At 49.5% G+C, this 16,997-nt stretch carries 14 protein-coding genes, 1 tRNA gene and 1 pseudogene; 11 read left to right on the top strand and 5 right to left on the bottom strand.

Annotated elements, in window-relative coordinates; genetic code table 11:
• The first annotated feature begins 5 nt into the window (after window positions 1-5).
• The 3 genes and pseudogenes from pheS (at window position 6) to ABWH99_RS01045 (ending at window position 2,748) form a co-directional block, all read left to right on the top strand.
• Window positions 6-1,035, top strand: a pseudogene (gene pheS, locus ABWH99_RS01055) (phenylalanine--tRNA ligase subunit alpha).
• Window positions 1,036-1,138: 103 nt separating this feature from the next.
• Window positions 1,139-1,972, top strand: a complete 834-nt coding sequence (locus tag ABWH99_RS01050; protein ID WP_375584461.1) for an FkbM family methyltransferase — start codon at window positions 1,139-1,141, stop codon at window positions 1,970-1,972.
• Window positions 1,969-2,748 carry a glycosyltransferase family 2 protein gene (locus ABWH99_RS01045; protein ID WP_375584460.1) on the top strand — a complete coding sequence of 260 codons (780 nt, stop codon included), beginning with the start codon at window positions 1,969-1,971 and terminating at the stop codon, window positions 2,746-2,748. The genes ABWH99_RS01050 and ABWH99_RS01045 overlap by 4 nt, the downstream gene beginning before the upstream one ends.
• A gap of 400 nt (window positions 2,749-3,148) precedes the next feature.
• Here the strand turns inward: ABWH99_RS01045 and ABWH99_RS01040 are convergent.
• The 5 genes from ABWH99_RS01040 to ABWH99_RS01020 form a co-directional block, all read right to left on the bottom strand.
• Window positions 3,149-3,220, bottom strand: a tRNA-Arg gene (locus ABWH99_RS01040).
• A gap of 9 nt (window positions 3,221-3,229) precedes the next feature.
• The gene (locus ABWH99_RS01035; RefSeq protein WP_375584459.1) at window positions 3,230-3,559 is read right to left on the bottom strand and encodes a GIY-YIG nuclease family protein; all 330 of its coding nucleotides are present in this window, start codon (window positions 3,557-3,559) and stop codon (window positions 3,230-3,232) included.
• 7 nt (window positions 3,560-3,566) lie between these two features.
• Window positions 3,567-3,896 carry a GIY-YIG nuclease family protein gene (locus ABWH99_RS01030; protein WP_375584458.1) on the bottom strand — a complete coding sequence of 110 codons (330 nt, stop codon included), beginning with the start codon at window positions 3,894-3,896 and terminating at the stop codon, window positions 3,567-3,569.
• A gap of 7 nt (window positions 3,897-3,903) precedes the next feature.
• Window positions 3,904-4,233 carry a GIY-YIG nuclease family protein gene (locus ABWH99_RS01025; protein WP_375584458.1) on the bottom strand — a complete coding sequence of 110 codons (330 nt, stop codon included), beginning with the start codon at window positions 4,231-4,233 and terminating at the stop codon, window positions 3,904-3,906.
• Window positions 4,234-4,240: 7 nt separating this feature from the next.
• A complete protein-coding gene (locus ABWH99_RS01020) occupies window positions 4,241-4,486 on the bottom strand; it encodes a GIY-YIG nuclease family protein (RefSeq protein WP_375584457.1) in 246 nt (81 codons plus the stop codon).
• Between the two features lie 277 nt (window positions 4,487-4,763).
• Between ABWH99_RS01020 and ABWH99_RS01015 the strand changes: the two genes are divergently transcribed.
• From ABWH99_RS01015 to ABWH99_RS00980, 8 genes are all read left to right on the top strand, one after another.
• Window positions 4,764-5,351 (top strand): 30S ribosomal protein S16, encoded by a 588-nt coding sequence (locus ABWH99_RS01015; protein ID WP_375586619.1) that lies wholly within the window; start codon window positions 4,764-4,766, stop codon window positions 5,349-5,351.
• A 14-nt stretch (window positions 5,352-5,365) separates the two neighbouring features.
• Window positions 5,366-5,896, top strand: coding sequence for a ribosome maturation factor RimM (rimM, locus tag ABWH99_RS01010; protein WP_375584456.1), 531 nt, complete (start codon window positions 5,366-5,368; stop codon window positions 5,894-5,896).
• Between the two features lies 1 nt (window position 5,897).
• Window positions 5,898-6,623 carry a tRNA (guanosine(37)-N1)-methyltransferase TrmD gene (gene trmD, locus ABWH99_RS01005; protein ID WP_375584455.1) on the top strand — a complete coding sequence of 242 codons (726 nt, stop codon included), beginning with the start codon at window positions 5,898-5,900 and terminating at the stop codon, window positions 6,621-6,623.
• A 58-nt stretch (window positions 6,624-6,681) separates the two neighbouring features.
• Window positions 6,682-7,047, top strand: coding sequence for a 50S ribosomal protein L19 (rplS, locus tag ABWH99_RS01000; RefSeq protein ID WP_375584454.1), 366 nt, complete (start codon window positions 6,682-6,684; stop codon window positions 7,045-7,047).
• Between the two features lie 284 nt (window positions 7,048-7,331).
• Window positions 7,332-10,406: a SusC/RagA family TonB-linked outer membrane protein gene (locus tag ABWH99_RS00995; RefSeq protein ID WP_375584453.1), complete on the top strand. Its 3,075-nt coding sequence runs from the start codon at window positions 7,332-7,334 to the stop codon at window positions 10,404-10,406.
• Window positions 10,407-10,425: 19 nt separating this feature from the next.
• On the top strand, window positions 10,426-11,934 hold the full coding sequence (locus ABWH99_RS00990) for a RagB/SusD family nutrient uptake outer membrane protein (protein WP_375584452.1): 1,509 nt from the start codon (window positions 10,426-10,428) through the stop codon (window positions 11,932-11,934).
• 363 nt (window positions 11,935-12,297) lie between these two features.
• The gene (locus tag ABWH99_RS00985) at window positions 12,298-15,393 is read left to right on the top strand and encodes a SusC/RagA family TonB-linked outer membrane protein (RefSeq protein WP_375584451.1); all 3,096 of its coding nucleotides are present in this window, start codon (window positions 12,298-12,300) and stop codon (window positions 15,391-15,393) included.
• A 29-nt stretch (window positions 15,394-15,422) separates the two neighbouring features.
• The gene (locus tag ABWH99_RS00980; RefSeq protein WP_375584450.1) at window positions 15,423-16,928 is read left to right on the top strand and encodes a RagB/SusD family nutrient uptake outer membrane protein; all 1,506 of its coding nucleotides are present in this window, start codon (window positions 15,423-15,425) and stop codon (window positions 16,926-16,928) included.
• The last annotated feature ends 69 nt before the right edge of the window (window positions 16,929-16,997 follow it).

Below are 16,997 nucleotides of genomic sequence, written 5' to 3'. Positions count from 1 at the left end.
TGCCCATGCAAAGCCAGAAAATAGACCAGATCAAAGCTGAAATTGCCGCGGCCCGTGCCAAAACGGCGGCGGAGCTAGAGGCGTACCGGATGCGGTTTATTAGTAAAAAAAGTGTGGTTGGAGCGCTTTTTGCCGAAATGAAATCCATCCCAAACGAGCAAAAAAAAGCGTTTGGACAAGCCGTCAATGAGGTAAAGCAGCTTGCGGAAGAGAAATTCAGACACCTGATTGAGGCGGTGGAGAGCGGTTCGAAAGGGCAGCGAGGCCCCGGTCCGGACCTGACCCTGCCTCCGACCACCTGGGCAGTTGGGGGCATTCATCCCCTTACGGCCACCCGGCAGCGTATCGTTGAGATTTTTGAACGGATCGGTTTTAATCTGTCCGAAGGGCCCGAGATTGAAGACGACTGGCATAATTTCACGGCATTGAATTTTCCGGAAAACCACCCGGCCAGGGAAATGCAGGATACTTTTTTCATCGAAAAGAATCCGGACATTGCCCTGAGGACCCATACCTCTTCCGTTCAGGTGAGGGTCATGGAAAACCAGAAACCGCCCATTTCGAACCCTTTCGCCGGGGCGGGTATTCCGAAACGAGGCGATATCCGCCCGTGCCCATTGCATTTTCCACCAGGTAGAAGGCTTGTATGTGGACCAAAATGTGAGTTTCTCCAATCTGAAACAAACCCTTTATCATTTTGCCAAGGAAATGTTTGGGAAGCACACGCAGGTGCGTTTTCGCCCCTCCTTTTTCCCCTTCACCGAGCCCAGTGCGGAAATCGATATTTCCTGCCAGTTGTGCGGAGGCAAAGGGTGCAACATTTGCAAGGGCACCGGTTGGGTAGAAATCGGTGGTTCGGGCATGGTGGATCCCAATGTGTTGGAAAATTGCGGCATCGATTCGGTGAAATATACCGGTTTTGCTTTTGGAATGGGCATCGAACGCATTGCCATGCTCAACTACCAAATCAACGATTTGCGCTTGTTTACCGAAAACGATATACGTTTCTTGCAACAGTTCAAGGGACTGGTCTGAGCCTTTGCAGTGGCTTCCCCGGGTCGGCGCCGTTCAGGTGTGTCGCCCGCGGGGTATTGCCCGTAGATTTACGATATTTTCTTAGTTTTGGTCCATGATACCCATGAAAACCCTCATTTTGCCGATCAAAAGGAAACTCCAACGTCAGTGGAAAGCGCTGCGTTTTCAATTGAGTGCTTCCAACCATCCACTTTTTATTGGGTTTTACCGGTACCTTTATGCGCCCGGAAAGGGCAGCCTGAGCGAGTTTCTGCACCACTATTCCCAGTCAAAGAAAGGCGATTTTACAGTGATTCAGGTGGGGGCCAATGATGGCATCACCCACGATCCCATTCACAAGTTCATCAAAAGAGATCGCTGGAAGGGCGTCTTGCTGGAGCCCCAGCCCCAGGTGTTCCATCAGTTTTTGAAAGAGATATATGCTAAAAATGAGGGGATTACGCCGGTATGTGCAGCCATTGGCGAAAAAGACGGAACGCAGCCGATCTACAAGATTGGTTTTTCCGATATGCGGTGGGCCACGGGCTTGTCTTCCTTTTCCCGGGAAAAAATCGAAAGCGCATTTGAGGAGGGAATCGTCGCGGCCAATTGCATGAAATTTGGTATGGAGATTCCCGAAGACCGGGAGCAATGGATCAGTCAGGAGGAGGTAGAAGTGATCGCTCCCCGGACACTGATGCAGCGCTACGGCATATCCAAGATCGATCTCCTGCAGGTTGATGCAGAGGGCTACGACCTGGAAGTGATCCGGATATTCGACCTGCCAAACAGTCAGCCTGCCGCCGTCGTTTTCGAAAATGTGGGATTAGTGGAAGCAGATTACGCCAGCTGTCTGTCGCTGCTCGAGGCGAACGGATACGGCACGCGAAAGTTTGGCCCAAACACCCTGGCGCTGAAAAAAGACGAACCCCTGTACCCAACTTTTTTTGCATCATGACGCGGGGATTGGTTTCCGTGGTCATTCCCTGCTACAATCAGGGCAGGTATCTGGAAGAGACCGTACGTTCCGTGCTGGCATCTACCTATCGGCCGCTGGAACTGTTGCTGATCAACGATGGTTCCACCGACGATTCCCTTGAAAGCGCCCGTTTGCTGGAAAAAAAGTACCCCGAGGTTCGCGTCATTGATCAACCGAACAGCGGAGTAGCCCGTGCGAGAAATACCGGAATACGGGCAGCCAAAGGTGAGTTTGTGCTGCCGCTGGATGGAGACGATACGATTTCGGATGCCTACATTGGGGAGGCCGTTGCGGTACTTCAGCAGCAACCGGAGGTAAAGGTGGTGTATTGTCAGGCAGTAAAATTTTCAGAGACAGGTCAGAAGGCCTGGAAACTTAAACCGTTTAGTTTGCGGGCACTGGCGAGAGACAACATGATTTTTGTATCGGCTCTCGTTCGCAAATCGGATGCGCTGGCTGTGGGAGGGTTCTCGGAAGACATGCGCATGGGCCGGGAGGATTGGGAATTTTGGATCAAAATGCTCAAAACCGGAGGTGACGTGGTTCAATTGCCCTTCGTTGGCTTTTATTACCGCCTGAGCCCCGGAAGCAAACGAAAAAGAACCGGCACCCGGCAAAAAAAGCGGGAGCGAATCGCCTACCTCAATCAAAAGCATGCGGATTTTTTTCTGCAAGAGCTCAACGGTCCGTTGCGCTTTCAACGCTCCTGGTCCCGCAGGTACAATACCTTGCTGCGGTGGTTGGGGGTATTGTGAACGGGTATAGTTGAGTGCAGTCCGGCCAAAAGAGCAGATCTCACCGTATTCGAGCGGTTTGCTATCGGCAATCTTTTTTAGTAGCCCGGGTGCGATTTCTACCGTCCGTGCGATTGCCTGAAGATCGGGCATTCATTCTTCATTCAAACGATTGGTTGGCCGGAAAATAGGAGATGTTCCGAACGTTACGGGTTGGGTGTACCGTTTGGAAAAGTTCACCCTGGGGTAAATTGACAGAGTAGGCCAGGACGCCGTGAGCAGGGGATGGAGGATTTACCGGTAAGGTAGCAGCTGATCGTCTCCTGAGCCAGGTACCGGTGTCGCGGTGCAGGTCCTGAGGTTCAAGAATACCCCCAAACGCAAAAAAAACCCAATTACATCCTGCAAACGGGGTTTTTTGTAGCCTCGACAGGAATCGAACCTGTATCTAAAGTTTAGGAAACTTCTATTCTATCCATTGAACTACGAGGCCATATTACCATTACTCCAAAGATTTCAAAAATTCTTTACCGATGCCAGACTTTAAGTAAATTTCTTTTTCTCTGGCATTTTGCCTTGTTTCCGCGATCTCGGTATAAATTATGATCCAAGGCCTGAAGCCTTTTGTGGATTTGGTTTTTCCTGAATTATGCTCCCTAAGCCTTTTCTCGACGTCTCTCGTGAACCCGACGTAGATGCGTCCATCTTGAAGGCTTTTGAGGGCATAAACTGTATAGAATTCTGTCATACTATCAGGAAACTTCCCTGCCTGCCGGCAGGCAGGTATTCTATCCATTGAACCCTGCCTGCCGGTAGGCAGGTACGAGGCCATATTACCATTACTCCAAAGATTTCAAAATTTCTTTACCGATGCCAGACTTTAAGTAAATTTCTTTTTCTCTGGCATTTTGCCTTGTTTCCGCGATCTCGGTATAAATTATGATCCAAGGCCTGAAGCCTTTTGTGGATTTGGTTTTTCCTGAATTATGCTCCCTAAGCCTTTTCTCGACGTCTCTCGTGAACCCGACGTAGATGCGTCCATCTTGAAGGCTTTTGAGGGCATAAACTGTATAGAATTCTGTCATACTATCAGGAAACTTCCCTGCCTGCCGGCAGGCAGGTATTCTATCCATTGAACCCTGCCTGCCGGTAGGCAGGTACGAGGCCATATTACCATTACTCCAAAGATTTCAAAATTTCTTTACCGATGCCAGACTTTAAGTAAATTTCTTTTTCTCTGGCATTTTGCCTTGTTTCCGCGATCTCGGTATAAATTATGATCCAAGGCCTGAAGCCTTTTGTGGATTTGGTTTTTCCTGAATTATGCTCCCTAAGCCTTTTCTCGACGTCTCTCGTGAACCCGACGTAGATGCGTCCATCTTGAAGGCTTTTGAGGGCATAAACTGTATAGAATTCTGTCATACTATCAGGAAACTTCCCTGCCTGCCGGCAGGCAGGTATTCTATCCATTGAACCCTGCCTGCCGGTAGGCAGGTACGAGGCCATATTACCATTACTCCAAAGATTTCAAAAATTCTTTACCGATGCCAGACTTTAAGTAAATTTCTTTTTCTCTGGCATTTTGCCTTGTTTCCGCGATCTCGGTATAAATTATGATCCAAGGCCTGAAGCCTTTTGTGGATTTGGTTTTTCCTGAATTATGCTCCCTAAGCCTTTTCTCGACGTCTCTTGTGAACCCGACGTAGATGCGTCCATCTTGAAGGCTTTTGAGGGCATAAACTGTATAGAATTCTGTCATACTATCAGGAAACTTCCCTGCCTGCCGGTAGGCAGGTACGAGGCCATATTACCTCGGGGAAAGCGTTGGATTTACCTTTGTAAACCCAGTATGTGTTGCTTTTTTGAGACGGCTTAGACCTGAAAGCCCCGAAAAAACACTGCAATTTAAACCATAAATCTACTACAACGCAAATAAAAGTCAGCCAGATTGTTCTTTTTGATTTTAAAGTTTTATCTTTGCAGTCCAAAAATTAACGATGGACGGGATCCATCAATTCACTAAACGTCAAATTATTATGGCATTAAAAATCAGATTAGCACGTCGGGGCCGAAAAAAAATGGCCATCTACGATGTAGTAATTGCTGATGCTAGAGCTCCACGGGATGGACGCTTTATCGAGAAAATCGGATCGTACAATCCAAACACCGACCCGGCCACCATTACTATCAACAACGACCGCGCGTTGAAATGGTTGATGAACGGGGCTCAACCTACCGATACAGTGAAGGCCATGCTTTCGTATCGAGGTGTGATGTTGAAGAAACATTTACAAATAGGTGTAGTAAAGGGTGCGATCACGCAGGAACAAGCCGATGAGAAATTCCAGGCTTGGTTGGAAACCAAAGAGCAAAGCATTGCCAGCAAGGTAGATAAAATACAATCGGCGAAAGACAGTGCCAAGAAGGCTGCATTGGAAGCCGAGGCGGCTAAAAATCAGGCTCGACTGGATGCCATCAAAAAACGCGAGGAAGAAGCCATCGCTGCGGCTGCAGAAGCGGAAGCCAAGGCGGCAGCAGCGCCTCAGGAAGAAGCGCCTGCTGAAAGTGAAGGAGAAGAAGCACCTGCACCGGATGCAGCTGCATCTGACGAAGAAAAAGCCTAAAAAACTCCCCATCCATGAACAAAGACAATTGTTTTCAATTGGGCCATATCGCCAAAGTTCATGGATTGCATGGAGAGGTTCTTTTGGTTCTTGACGTGGATTATCCAGAGGATTACGAAGATCTGGAACACGTTTTCGTGGAAAGAGGAAACCGCTTGGTGCCCTTTATGCTGGAGCACATGGTGCCTCAGCCCAACAATAAGTTTCTGGCCAAATTTGAAGAATTTGACCAGGTGGACCAGGTGAAGCCCCTGGTGGGATCGGCCTTGTACCTGCCGCTATCCCTGCTTCCGGAACTGAAAGAAGATCAGTTTTATTACCACGAATTGGTGGGATATACCGTAACGGACGAAACGTTGGGACCATTGGGGGAGGTAAAGGTGATTTATGACCTGGAGACACAGGACTTGATCGGCATGGACTACCAAGGTAAGGAAGTGCTGATTCCCATTCAGGACGGAATCCTGCAAGGAGTAAATAAAGCAGAAAAAAAAGTTTTCTGCCGGCTGCCGGAAGGGCTGCTTGACATCTACCTGGAGGAATAACATGCGTATTGATATCATTACGGTATTGCCCGGACTGTTGGAAGGGCCTTTTTCTCATTCCATCCTGAAACGGGCGGAGGACAAAGGATTGGCCACCGTAAAAGTGCACGATTTGCGGCCCTATGGCATCGGAAAGCAAAAAAGCGTAGACGATTATGCGTTTGGCGGTGGAGCAGGTATGGTCATGATGATCGAGCCGATCGTGCGTTGCCTGGAAGCGTTAAAGAAAGACCGTGCCTACGATGAAGTCATTTACATGACACCGGATGGGCATACCTTTGATCAGCCCATGGCCAATGCGCTTTCCCTCAAAGAGAATCTGATCATTCTCTGCGGGCATTACAAAGGAGTAGACGAGCGGGTTCGGCAGCATTTGATCACCAGGGAGGTAAGTATCGGTGATTTCGTCCTTTCCGGGGGAGAATTGGCGGCTGCCGTTGTGGCAGATGCCGTGATTCGCTTGCTTCCGGGAGTGTTGAACGACGAGACCTCCGCATTGACGGACTCCTTCCAGGATGGCCTGCTGGCGCCTCCCGTGTATACAAGACCGGCTGTCTATAATGGATGGGGCGTTCCGGAGGTGTTGCTTTCGGGGCATGCGGCAAATATCGAATCATGGCGATTTGATGAATCGGTACGCCGGACCAAAGAAAGAAGGCCCGACTTGATTGGCGGGCGCTTTTCTTCGGAAAAAGGCGGTAATACGACAGAACATAACGATAGTTGAACCAAGTAAGGATACCCGAGTCGGTGTCCGAAAAAGCGATAAGCAAACGAATAAAGCAATGAGCGAACTACTAAAATTCGTAGAACAGGATTACAAAGACGCCCGGTCAAAATTCCCAGCTTTCAAAGCGGGTGACACGGTCAATGTCCATGTGAAAATTACAGAAGGAAACAAGGAACGTATCCAGCAGTTTCAGGGAACAGTAATCCAACGGAAGAATGTCAATACCAATGGCGAAACGTTTACTGTTCGGAAGGTTTCCAACGGGATCGGCGTGGAACGGATCTTCCCTATCATTTCCCCGAGTTTGGAAAAAATTGAGGTCCTCAGGGAAGGTAAGGTCCGAAGGGCCCGGTTGTTTTACCTGAGAGGAAGACAAGGAAAATCCGCCCGAATCAAGGAAAAAATCAGGGTAAAAAAATAAGTTTATCCTTTGCGTGAAAAAAAGGGGAGCATCGTGCTCCCCTTTTTTTATGAAATTCACTTTTTGACTGCCGGACGGTCGGTATCCGGGAGATGCGGGTAGCCCTTCCTCCCAATCTGTTTTCTGTTCCTGACTTTTTGTACGCCGTTCGCTGAAAAATCTATTCAATTCTGCATTATATCTCAATAATGTTTCCTTTATACAGGATAGTACAGGATAGACTTGTATGGTTTTTTGAGTTTATTCCATTTGTATAAACCAATCTTAACCAAATACAAAAGATTATGAAAACAAGTTACCAAATGCTCCTCCATGGGATTCGGGGTGCAATAGTAGCGATTCTTTTGGTAATGACCCATTCCGGCTTTGCCCAGGATGCGGGCCAAATTACCGGAAGGGTCATTGCCAGCGAAGACGCCGAGCCCCTTCCGGGCGTATCCATTCTGGTAAAGGGTACTACCCGTGGCACCGTCACGAATATGGACGGTGAATTTGCCCTGCAGGCTTCTGCTGGTGAAACACTTACCGTCAGCTTTATTGGATTTGAGACCCGGGAAGTTGCCGTCACCGGCGGACAAACTACCTATGAAATCAGCATGGATGCTTCCATAGGAGACCTGGGAGAGGTAGTCGTAGTGGGCTATGGTTCCCAGCGAAAGGCCGACATTACCTCTGCCGTTTCGGTGATCAATATGGAGAACATCGGGGAAGTGCCTACCACAAATGTCACTCGCTTATTACAGGGGCAGGCAGCCGGGGTACAGGTGCGACAAAACTCCGGTAGACCGGGCGAGGAAATGGAAGTCACCATCCGCGGAATCGGTTCCCTGGGCGCCGGTAGTCAGCCGCTATACGTGGTCGATGGGTTTCCTGTGGGAACGTCCCTGGGACAAAACCTAAACCCGGCAGATATCGAAAGCATGACGGTACTAAAAGATGCCGCTTCTACCGCCATCTACGGAGCCAGAGGCTCCAATGGTGTGATCCTGATCACCACCAAATCCGCAAAAGAGGGAACCGTAAATCTGGATTTCGTGGTCAACCAGGGGATTCAAAACGTGCCGGATGGCCGCAGAACCCGGATGATGAACGGACCGGAGTTTGCGCAGTTCAAGCACGATAGTTTTGTGGACCGGATCCGCTACTTCGAACAGCGGGAGCCGGCGCTTGAGGAAATTCCGCTGGAATTCCGGTTTCCGGAGCAGACCACCGTTTCTACCGATTGGTTTGAAGAAATCATGAATCAAAACGCACGGTTTCAAAATTACAACGCCACCCTTTCGGCGGGTAAGGGAGACATCCGCTCCCTGGTTTCGGTAGGGTATATCAATCAGGAGGGGGCCGTTATCGAAACCGGTTTCGAGCGATTTAACGTCCGTGCCAACATCGATGGCAAGATCAATGACTTTATCAGTATGGGCTGGAACATTGCTGCCTCGCATTCCCGCGAAGACTATGCATCTACCGATGGCAGAAGTGCATTGATTGGCAGGTCGCTTTGGGCGGATCCGCGCTATCCAGTGTACAACGAAGACGGTAGCTTTAATACCTTCATCGGGGGTACACATGGCGTATTCGGTACCGCCAATGTGGTGCAGGAGCTCATGGAAATGGAGCGCACCCGTAATGAAAACAACCTCCTGACCAATGGCTACCTGGAATTTACCTTTCTCAAGGATTTCAAATTCAGGACCTCTGTAAATGCCATCCTGGAAAACACCGATCAAAAGGAGTTTCGTCCTTCCACGCTCGCAGGTCCTGGATTTAACCAGGCTCCGCCCCGGGAGGCCACCCTATTGCAGCGCAGAAACGAGGTGTTGAACATTGCTGCTGATCAGTTGCTTTCGTACAATAAGATTCTGGGTAACCACCGGGTAGAAGGCCTGTTGGGATTTTCTGCTCAAGAAGAAACAGTTAAATTCCTGCAGGGCAATGGTAACGAGTTTGCCAACGATCAGGTACGTTACCTGAGTGCCGCCATCCGGCAGGTTTCCAGTTCGGGTGAGGCCGATTGGAGCCTGATGGCCTATTTCGCGAGGGCCAATTATTCCTTCAATGACAAGTACCTTTTTTCTGCTTCCTTTAGACGGGAAGGTAGTTCTCGCTTTGGTGCCAATAATAAGTGGGGGAACTTCCCTGCCTTTTCGGCCGGATGGCGTATTTCTGAGGAATCCTTTATGCCCCAGACCAACTGGATTACGGATTTGAAACTAAGAGCCAGTTACGGAATCACCGGCAACAACGCCATTGGTAACTACTCCAGTCTGTCCAATATGCGTATCTCCAACTACGTACTGGGAGGAGCCATTGCAAACGGGCAGGTGCTGTCCAATTTTGCCAACTCCAACCTGGGCTGGGAGCAATCCCAGCAAACGGATATTGGGCTGGATTTGGCCATGTTTGACAACCGCTTGATTTTCACCGCAGAATATTACAATCGACTTACGGACAACATGCTGCTGTCTGTGGAGATGCCGGTGATCTCCGGCTTTACCCAGTCGCTGGATAACGTCGGGCAGGTGCAAAACCGGGGCCTGGAGCTGGCACTGGATTACCGCACGCGCATCAGCCAATTGAACCTGCGGAGCAATCTGAACCTGACCATCAACCGAAACAAGGTACTGGAGATCAGGGGAGAAAACGATGAAATCTGGTCCGGAGGCTTTTACAGCACCTACAATGTTTCCCAGGTAGGGCGTCCGCTGGCCATGCTGCACGGATTCCGCATGGTGGGTATTTTCAATACAGAAGATGAAATCGAAGCCTGGCCTACCCAGGATGGGGCCATTCCCGGCACGTACAAGTATTTTGATGCAAATGGAGACGGAGTCATCTCCTACGACCAGCAAGACATGATCGAAATCGGTAATCCACATCCCGCCTACATTTTGGGATTCACACTGGGTGGCGATTACAAAGCCTTTGACTTTAACTTCATGTTTACCGGAGCCTTTGACTACGATGTATTCCGAAACATTGAGGCTACGACCATGAACATGGACGGGGTGTTCAACATCCTGCAGTCTGGAGTCAACCGTTGGAGATCTGCCGAAAACCCGGGAGATGGCCGCGGTGCCACCACCAATACCTGGAAATGGCAGCGGGAATCCAACTCCCGGTACGTGTACGATGCCACACACGTATGGCTTCGAAACATCACCCTGGGGTATACCGTACCCAAAAATCCGGTGTTATCCAATACACGGGTATTTTTCAGCGCGGAAAATCCCTTCCTGTTTACCTCTTTTCCGGGCACCAATCCGGAAATCAACCGAAGAGGTGGGATAAATATTGGCGTGGATGACGAAGCGTACCCCATGCCCAGGACCTTTACACTGGGAGCGACCATCCGATTTTAATCCTTAAACTACCGAAGAGATGAAAAAATACATGCATATAAAATTATTCTGTTTGGGATCCTTGCTGGCCGTTACGGCTTGTGACGAAGAGTTTCTAAACAAAACCGATCCCACGGTACTGGTTGCGGATAATTTCTATCAGACGGAAAACCAGGTGATTCAGGCCGTGAATGGGGTTTATGGACAGCTGCGACCGCTGCATTTGAATCAGTGGCAATACACCGAGTTTATTTCGGACAATACCACCTTGCACTTCAACCCGGGCAACCGGGGTCAGGGGCCTGCCCTGGAGGCCTTGGAATTTTGGCAGTACAATGCGGCTACCCCCAATATTACCAATTTGTACAACAGTACCTACGGGGTGATGGTCAATGTGAATACCACGCTCCAAAAATTACCGGAATCAGCGGCAAGTGAGGCCATAAAAACACGATCCGAGGGCGAGTTAAAGTTTATTCGAGCCTATTTGTACTTTCATCTCGTTCAACATTTTGGAGATGTGATCGTGATTACCGAACCGGTGGCTTCCCCGGCCGAAGCCTTCGAATACGAAAGACAGCCCGTGGAAACCGTTTACCAACAGATTCTTTCGGACCTGAATGCGGCCGTGAATGCGCTTCCCGTAAGCTACGGTTCGGACGATGTGGGAAGAGCTACCAAAGGAGCCGCCTTGAGTTTACTTGGGAAAGTGCATTTAACCCGGGGAGACTATGGACCGGCTATTGAGGCCTTGAATCAGGTAACCTCCCTTGGATACGACCTGTTACCGGACTACGCAGACGTCTTTGACCCTCAAAATAAAAATCATCAGGAATCCGTCTGGGACATACAGTACCAGGGAGACAATCAGTTCGGCGTTAACAGTAACTTTATCTATACCTTTGCTCCGCGCGAATCCTTCGGTGCAGTGATTGACTTTCCGGGCCAGGAAGGCGGGGGCTGGAATACCCCAAGCAAAGACATCATAGCTGCTTACGAGGACGGAGACTTGCGCAAGGAGGTTTCGCTCAAGGAGGGGTATACCAATCTCGAGGGGACCTACGTGGGCGTTCCCTTTATCAACAAATTCAATCACCCCCACTCCATTCGGGGGGTAACCAACGATAACTGGCCCGTCCTTCGCTATGCAGACGTGCTGCTCATGTTGGCAGAAGCCATCAACGAGCAAGAAGGTCCCAATGGAATGGCCTATGGCTACCTTAATCAGGTGCGGGAACGGGCAGGTTTGGAACCGGTGAGTGGTCTAAGCCAGGCGGCGTTTCGGGAAGCAGTTCTCCAGGAGCGAAGGATCGAATTGGCCTTCGAGAATCACCGGTGGTTTGATTTGAAACGGACCATGGGGACGCAGGAACTGGTCGGTTTTCTGAACGACTACGGTTTGCGAGAGCGGGCGGATCCCACCACCTCCAGGGAGGGAATTCCGTTTTCAAACGGAGATTTCATCTTTGAGGCGCACGAAATACTATTTCCGATTCCTCAGGACCAAATACGCATCAATTCCGCGCTGATTCAAAACCCCGGTTATTAAAAATTGGCGTTTTTATTAAAAAATCATCCCTCGGAACCCCAGCGATCTGCTGGATGTTCCGGGGGATTTTTTTTTGATCAACTCTTTTTCTCCTCAGTATAATATTTTATCAAATGGATGATTCATTTGATTTTGCCTGAAAAAAGCAATGGTTTCTACAGACAAACAAAATTTACCATCAGATAAGGCTCGTTTTCAGATGGTTACAAACTATAGATTTTTACGCATCGGTGCCTTGAGTAAAAGCCTTTTCAGCACAGTGCAGGATAGTTCTTGTAAAAATATCTTTTTTATTTAAGAAAATATTCACGGATACTGCCGTGGTATTTTTACTAATAATCCATTCAAATAACCAAATTTATTATGAAAAAAGATTGTTACCCAATTTTGGATAGCAGGCGCTTGATCACCTTACTCGCGGCCATGCTATTGACATTTGTTTCCTACGCGCAGAGCACGGTCTCTGGCGTGGTTCGCTCAGAGGGAGACAATGAAACGCTGCCGGGCGTATCCGTTTTGGTAAAGGGGACCACCCGAGGGACGGTCACCGACCTGGACGGGCGCTTTCAGGTAGAAGCGGCTGCCGGAGAAGTGTTGTCGGTCAGCTACATCGGATACACTACCCGGGAAATACCCGTACAGGGCGGACAAACCGAGTATGAAATCGTGCTGGCCTCTTCCATGAGCGACCTCACCGAAGTGGTGGTCGTGGGGTATGGTAGCCAGTTGAAGAAAGAGATCACCGGGGCGGTTCAGACCGTACAAGGAGACGACCTGCTGGACATCCCGGTTCCCTTAATGGCGCAGAAACTGCAGGGCCAGTTGGCCGGGGTGCAAATCAACCAAACTACCGGACAGCCTGGTCGGGGAATGAACGTACGTATCCGGGGACAGTTATCCGTATCTGCGGGTAGTGAACCTTTGTACGTAGTGGATGGGTTTCCGATCACCGGAGACATCTCCAGTCTTAATCCGGACGAGATTCAGGACATCACCATTCTGAAAGACGCTGCCTCTACTTCCCTTTATGGATCCCGGGCGGCTAACGGTGTGGTACTGATCACCACCAAAAGAGGAAAGGCCGGACAGTCCACGGTGTCATTGAACGTGTACCGGGGTCTGCAAAATGTGCCCCATTACAACCGCCTGGAAATGATGGATGCGGTGGAATTTGCACAGTTTAAGAAGGAATACTTCGAAGATGCCGGACGTCCGGTACCCGCCATGTTCCAGAACCCCTCTCAATACGAAGGCCAAACTCAGGACTGGTACGATGCCTTGCTTCAGACAGCTCCTATTTCCAATTACAACCTGACGATCAATAACAACACGGAAAAGATGCGGACGTCGGTTGTGGCGGGTTACTTCGATCAGGAAGGCGTGGTATTGAACACCGACTACGAACGGTTTTCCTTGCGAATCAATTCCGACTACAAGGCATCGGATAAGTTAACCGTGGGCTTCAACCTTGCACCCACTTACATTCGTGACAACATTCCCAGGACCGATGGATCCAGAGGAACGGGTATATTGTTTAACGCCCTGCATACCTGGCCCAACATGCCCATCTATGACGACAACGGTGAGTTGACGTTTTTTAACCGATTTCCAAGTGAAACCGGAAACATCTTTGCCTATCCAAACTACGTACGGTCTGCTTTGGAGATTACCAACGAGACCAAGCAGACGAATTTACTTTCCAATGCCTACGTACAGTACCAGCCGATCGAAGGCCTGGAGATCAAATCGACCATTAACGCAGAGATCAGAAATAGCAAGTATTTTTACTTCAATCCTTCTACGGCCACGCCGGGGATGAACCAGGCAATCCCAACGGTAGCACGCTCTACCCGGGATAACCGGGAAATATTTAGCTGGTTGAACGAAAACACGGTAACCTATACCAAGTCGATCAATGACCATAACTTCCAGTTGCTGGGTGGATTTACCAACCAGTACTTCCGATTGGATCGTACCCAGGTGGTAGGAGATACCTACGCCGATGATCGTCTTCCAACCGTTCAGGGAGCGCTAAACATTAGCAGAGGAGGAACAATCTCCGACGTGCAGGAGTGGGCGTTGACCTCATTCCTGAGCCGCTTGACCTACAACTACAAGGGCAAGTACCTGTTGACCGGATCCATCCGCGCCGACGGATCTTCCCGATTCGGTTCGGAGAACCGATGGGGGGTATTCCCTTCCGTATCCGCAGGATGGGTGATGTCTGATGAAGGATTCCTTAGCACCAGTGATAAAGTTTCCTTTATGAAATTACGTGGTAGCTACGGTGTGACCGGTAACAATAACATTGGTAACTACACCCAGTATGCGCTGGTAAACAATACCGTAAACCACGTTTTTAATAATACCGTGGTACCTGGAGCGGCGGTTACTTCCCTCCAAAACCCGTTCCTGGGATGGGAAACCACCCATCAGTTTGATATCGGATTGGACCTGGGCTTGTTTGACGATCGCATTCAGTTTGTGTACGATTTCTACACCAAAAACACCACCAACCTGCTCTACAACGTACAGATACCTCAGGAAGCCGGTTTTGGTAGCATTACCGATAACATCGGAGAAATTAAATTCTGGGGGCATGAATTTGCCATCACCAGCCGAAATACCCAGGGAAGACTGGTTTGGACCACCAATGCCAACATTTCTTTTAACAGGAACCAGGTAATGGAGCTTGCAGAAGGCATTGATCGCGTGTACGGCAATGTTCACATTACGCAGGTAGGACAGCCATTCGGACAATTCTATGGATTGAGAAAACTAGGAAACTACATGAACGAGGAAGACCTGAACAGTTCGCCTCAGGTACCCGGACGTTCTACGGTAGGTTCGATTAAGTTGGAAGACATCAATGGAGACGGTATCATTACGATCGGTGGAGACAACGACGACCGAACCATCATTGGCAATCCATTCCCGGATTTTACCTACGGTATCACCAATAATTTCAAGTACGGAAAGTGGGACATGAACATCATCACCTCCGGATCGCATGGAAATCAGTTGTACATGCGGCACTTGTTTAGTACAGCCAACCTGGACGGCGTGTTTAACATGGTGGCCAAAGCGACCGATCGCTTCCGTTCCCCTGAAGATCCGGGAGAAGGAATTTTCGGAACCACCGTGGGAGGTGGAAACGTAACCGGAATCGAACGAGACTGGGCAAACAGCAACTTTGTTTGGGATGCGTCCTTCTTTTCTATCAAAAATATCACGCTAGGTTTCAACGCCGGGGCCATTGCAAACGTGGTGAAGTCAGCCAGGTTCTATGCCTCCGTGCAAAACGTGTACATCTTTACACCGTATTGGGGTGGACCCAATCCAGAGGTTAGTCAGCAGAACAACGGTCAGGGAGACGGCGGAAACCTAAGCCCTGGTATTGACCTGACTGGCTACCCGGTTCCTCGTACCTTTACCGTCGGTGCAAACTTTACGTTCTAAAGAGCCTTTCATCTAAAATTGACTGAAAAATGAAAAAAATATCAATCTTTATAGCGCTACTGGGAATGACGATGTCAAGTTGCGAAGAGTTCTTGACCATTGCCCCGGAAACCGCCCTTAGTTCGGCAACGTTTTACCAAACCGAATCCGATTTCGAACAAGCTGTAAATGCCACCTATGCTCCTTTACGCTCGATAGCCAATAGCCGCTCCTGGCTGTTGTGCGAGATGCGTTCGGACAATACCATCTATGCGCGTAACATCAACTTTGGTGCTACGGAGCAGCAGGAAGATATTTCCGACCACTCTTTGCCGGATGATCAGGGAATTACGACCAACACACACGTATTGAACCAATACCGGCAGGATTACCTGATTATCGCACGTGCCAATCAAATTTTGACCCAGATCGACGAGGTCGAATTTAACCAGGCAGCGAAGGACAACCTGAAAGGACAGACGCTATTTCTTCGCGGGTATGCCTATTACGAGTTGGCTCGGTATTTCGGAAGCGTTCCGCTTCACCTGACCCCTGTGACTACCCGGGAGGAGGCCGCCTTGCCGTTGACTCCTGAATCCGAGATTTACACACAGTTGATCAGTGACATCCAGTCAGCCATTAACCTGCTTCCGGTGCGGTCTCAGCAGGGAGTGGGTCGTGCCTCCAAGGGGGCTGCCCAGATGCTGCTAGCCGACGTGTTTATCACCCAGAAGCGCTGGGCAGAAGCCGAGACCTTGCTGAAGGCCATTGTCAGTAGCGGGGAGTACTCGTTGATCGACAACTACGAGGATGTATTTTCCGAAAGCGTGGGCAATAAAAACAATGCCGAATCGCTGTTTGAAGTTCAATTTCTGGAAGGTCCCGAAGGACTCAACAGTAGCTTTTTGTACAGCTTTATGCCCCGGCCCATTTCTTTGCAGGAGTTGCAGCCCATTACCGGTACTTCCAACCCGCAGCCGCTGGACGGCGAAGGTAATAACATACCCACGCCAGATATCATCGCAGCCTATGAAGAAGGTGACCTGAGAAAGGATGCTTCCATTGCTTACGTGGAAATTGCCGGTAGTGACCGGGAAGATAAAGTGTATCCCTATATCAAGAAATACGCCAAACATCATGATTTGCATGGAAACCATGGAATGAACTGGCCCATTTACCGGTATGCAGAAGTCCTGTTATTCCTCGCTGAGGCCCTTAACGAGCAGGGCAAGACCGTAGAGGCTGCAGGATACCTGAATCAGGTACGGAATCGTGCCGGGTTGGCAAACAGTACTGCCTCCGGACAGACCGATATGCGGGAAGCCATCTTCAAAGAGCGAAGGGTGGAACTTGCCTTTGAAAACAAGCGCTGGTTTGACCTCACGCGGTCGGATCGGGTGCAGGAGATCATTGGGGATTTTGGTGCACGAGCGCTGGCAAATCCGTTGGATTACTACTATCCTGCGGGAGCTACCTTCCGATCTATCGCCTTTACGAACATCACCAAATACTATGCGCTTCCAGCTGCAGAAGCTGAGATCACGCCTCACTTCTAATACAGGCAGGAGGCAGGAAATAAGATAGCCCAGCCTGAGGACTACAGCGGAAAGCCCACTGGCTTTCCG

It is taken from the genome of Cyclobacterium xiamenense (genome assembly GCF_042140265.1).
Taxonomy (GTDB): domain Bacteria; phylum Bacteroidota; class Bacteroidia; order Cytophagales; family Cyclobacteriaceae; genus Cyclobacterium; species Cyclobacterium xiamenense_A.
Note: the sequence above shows the minus strand (reverse complement) of the source record. Positions and strands in the feature narration are given on the sequence as shown.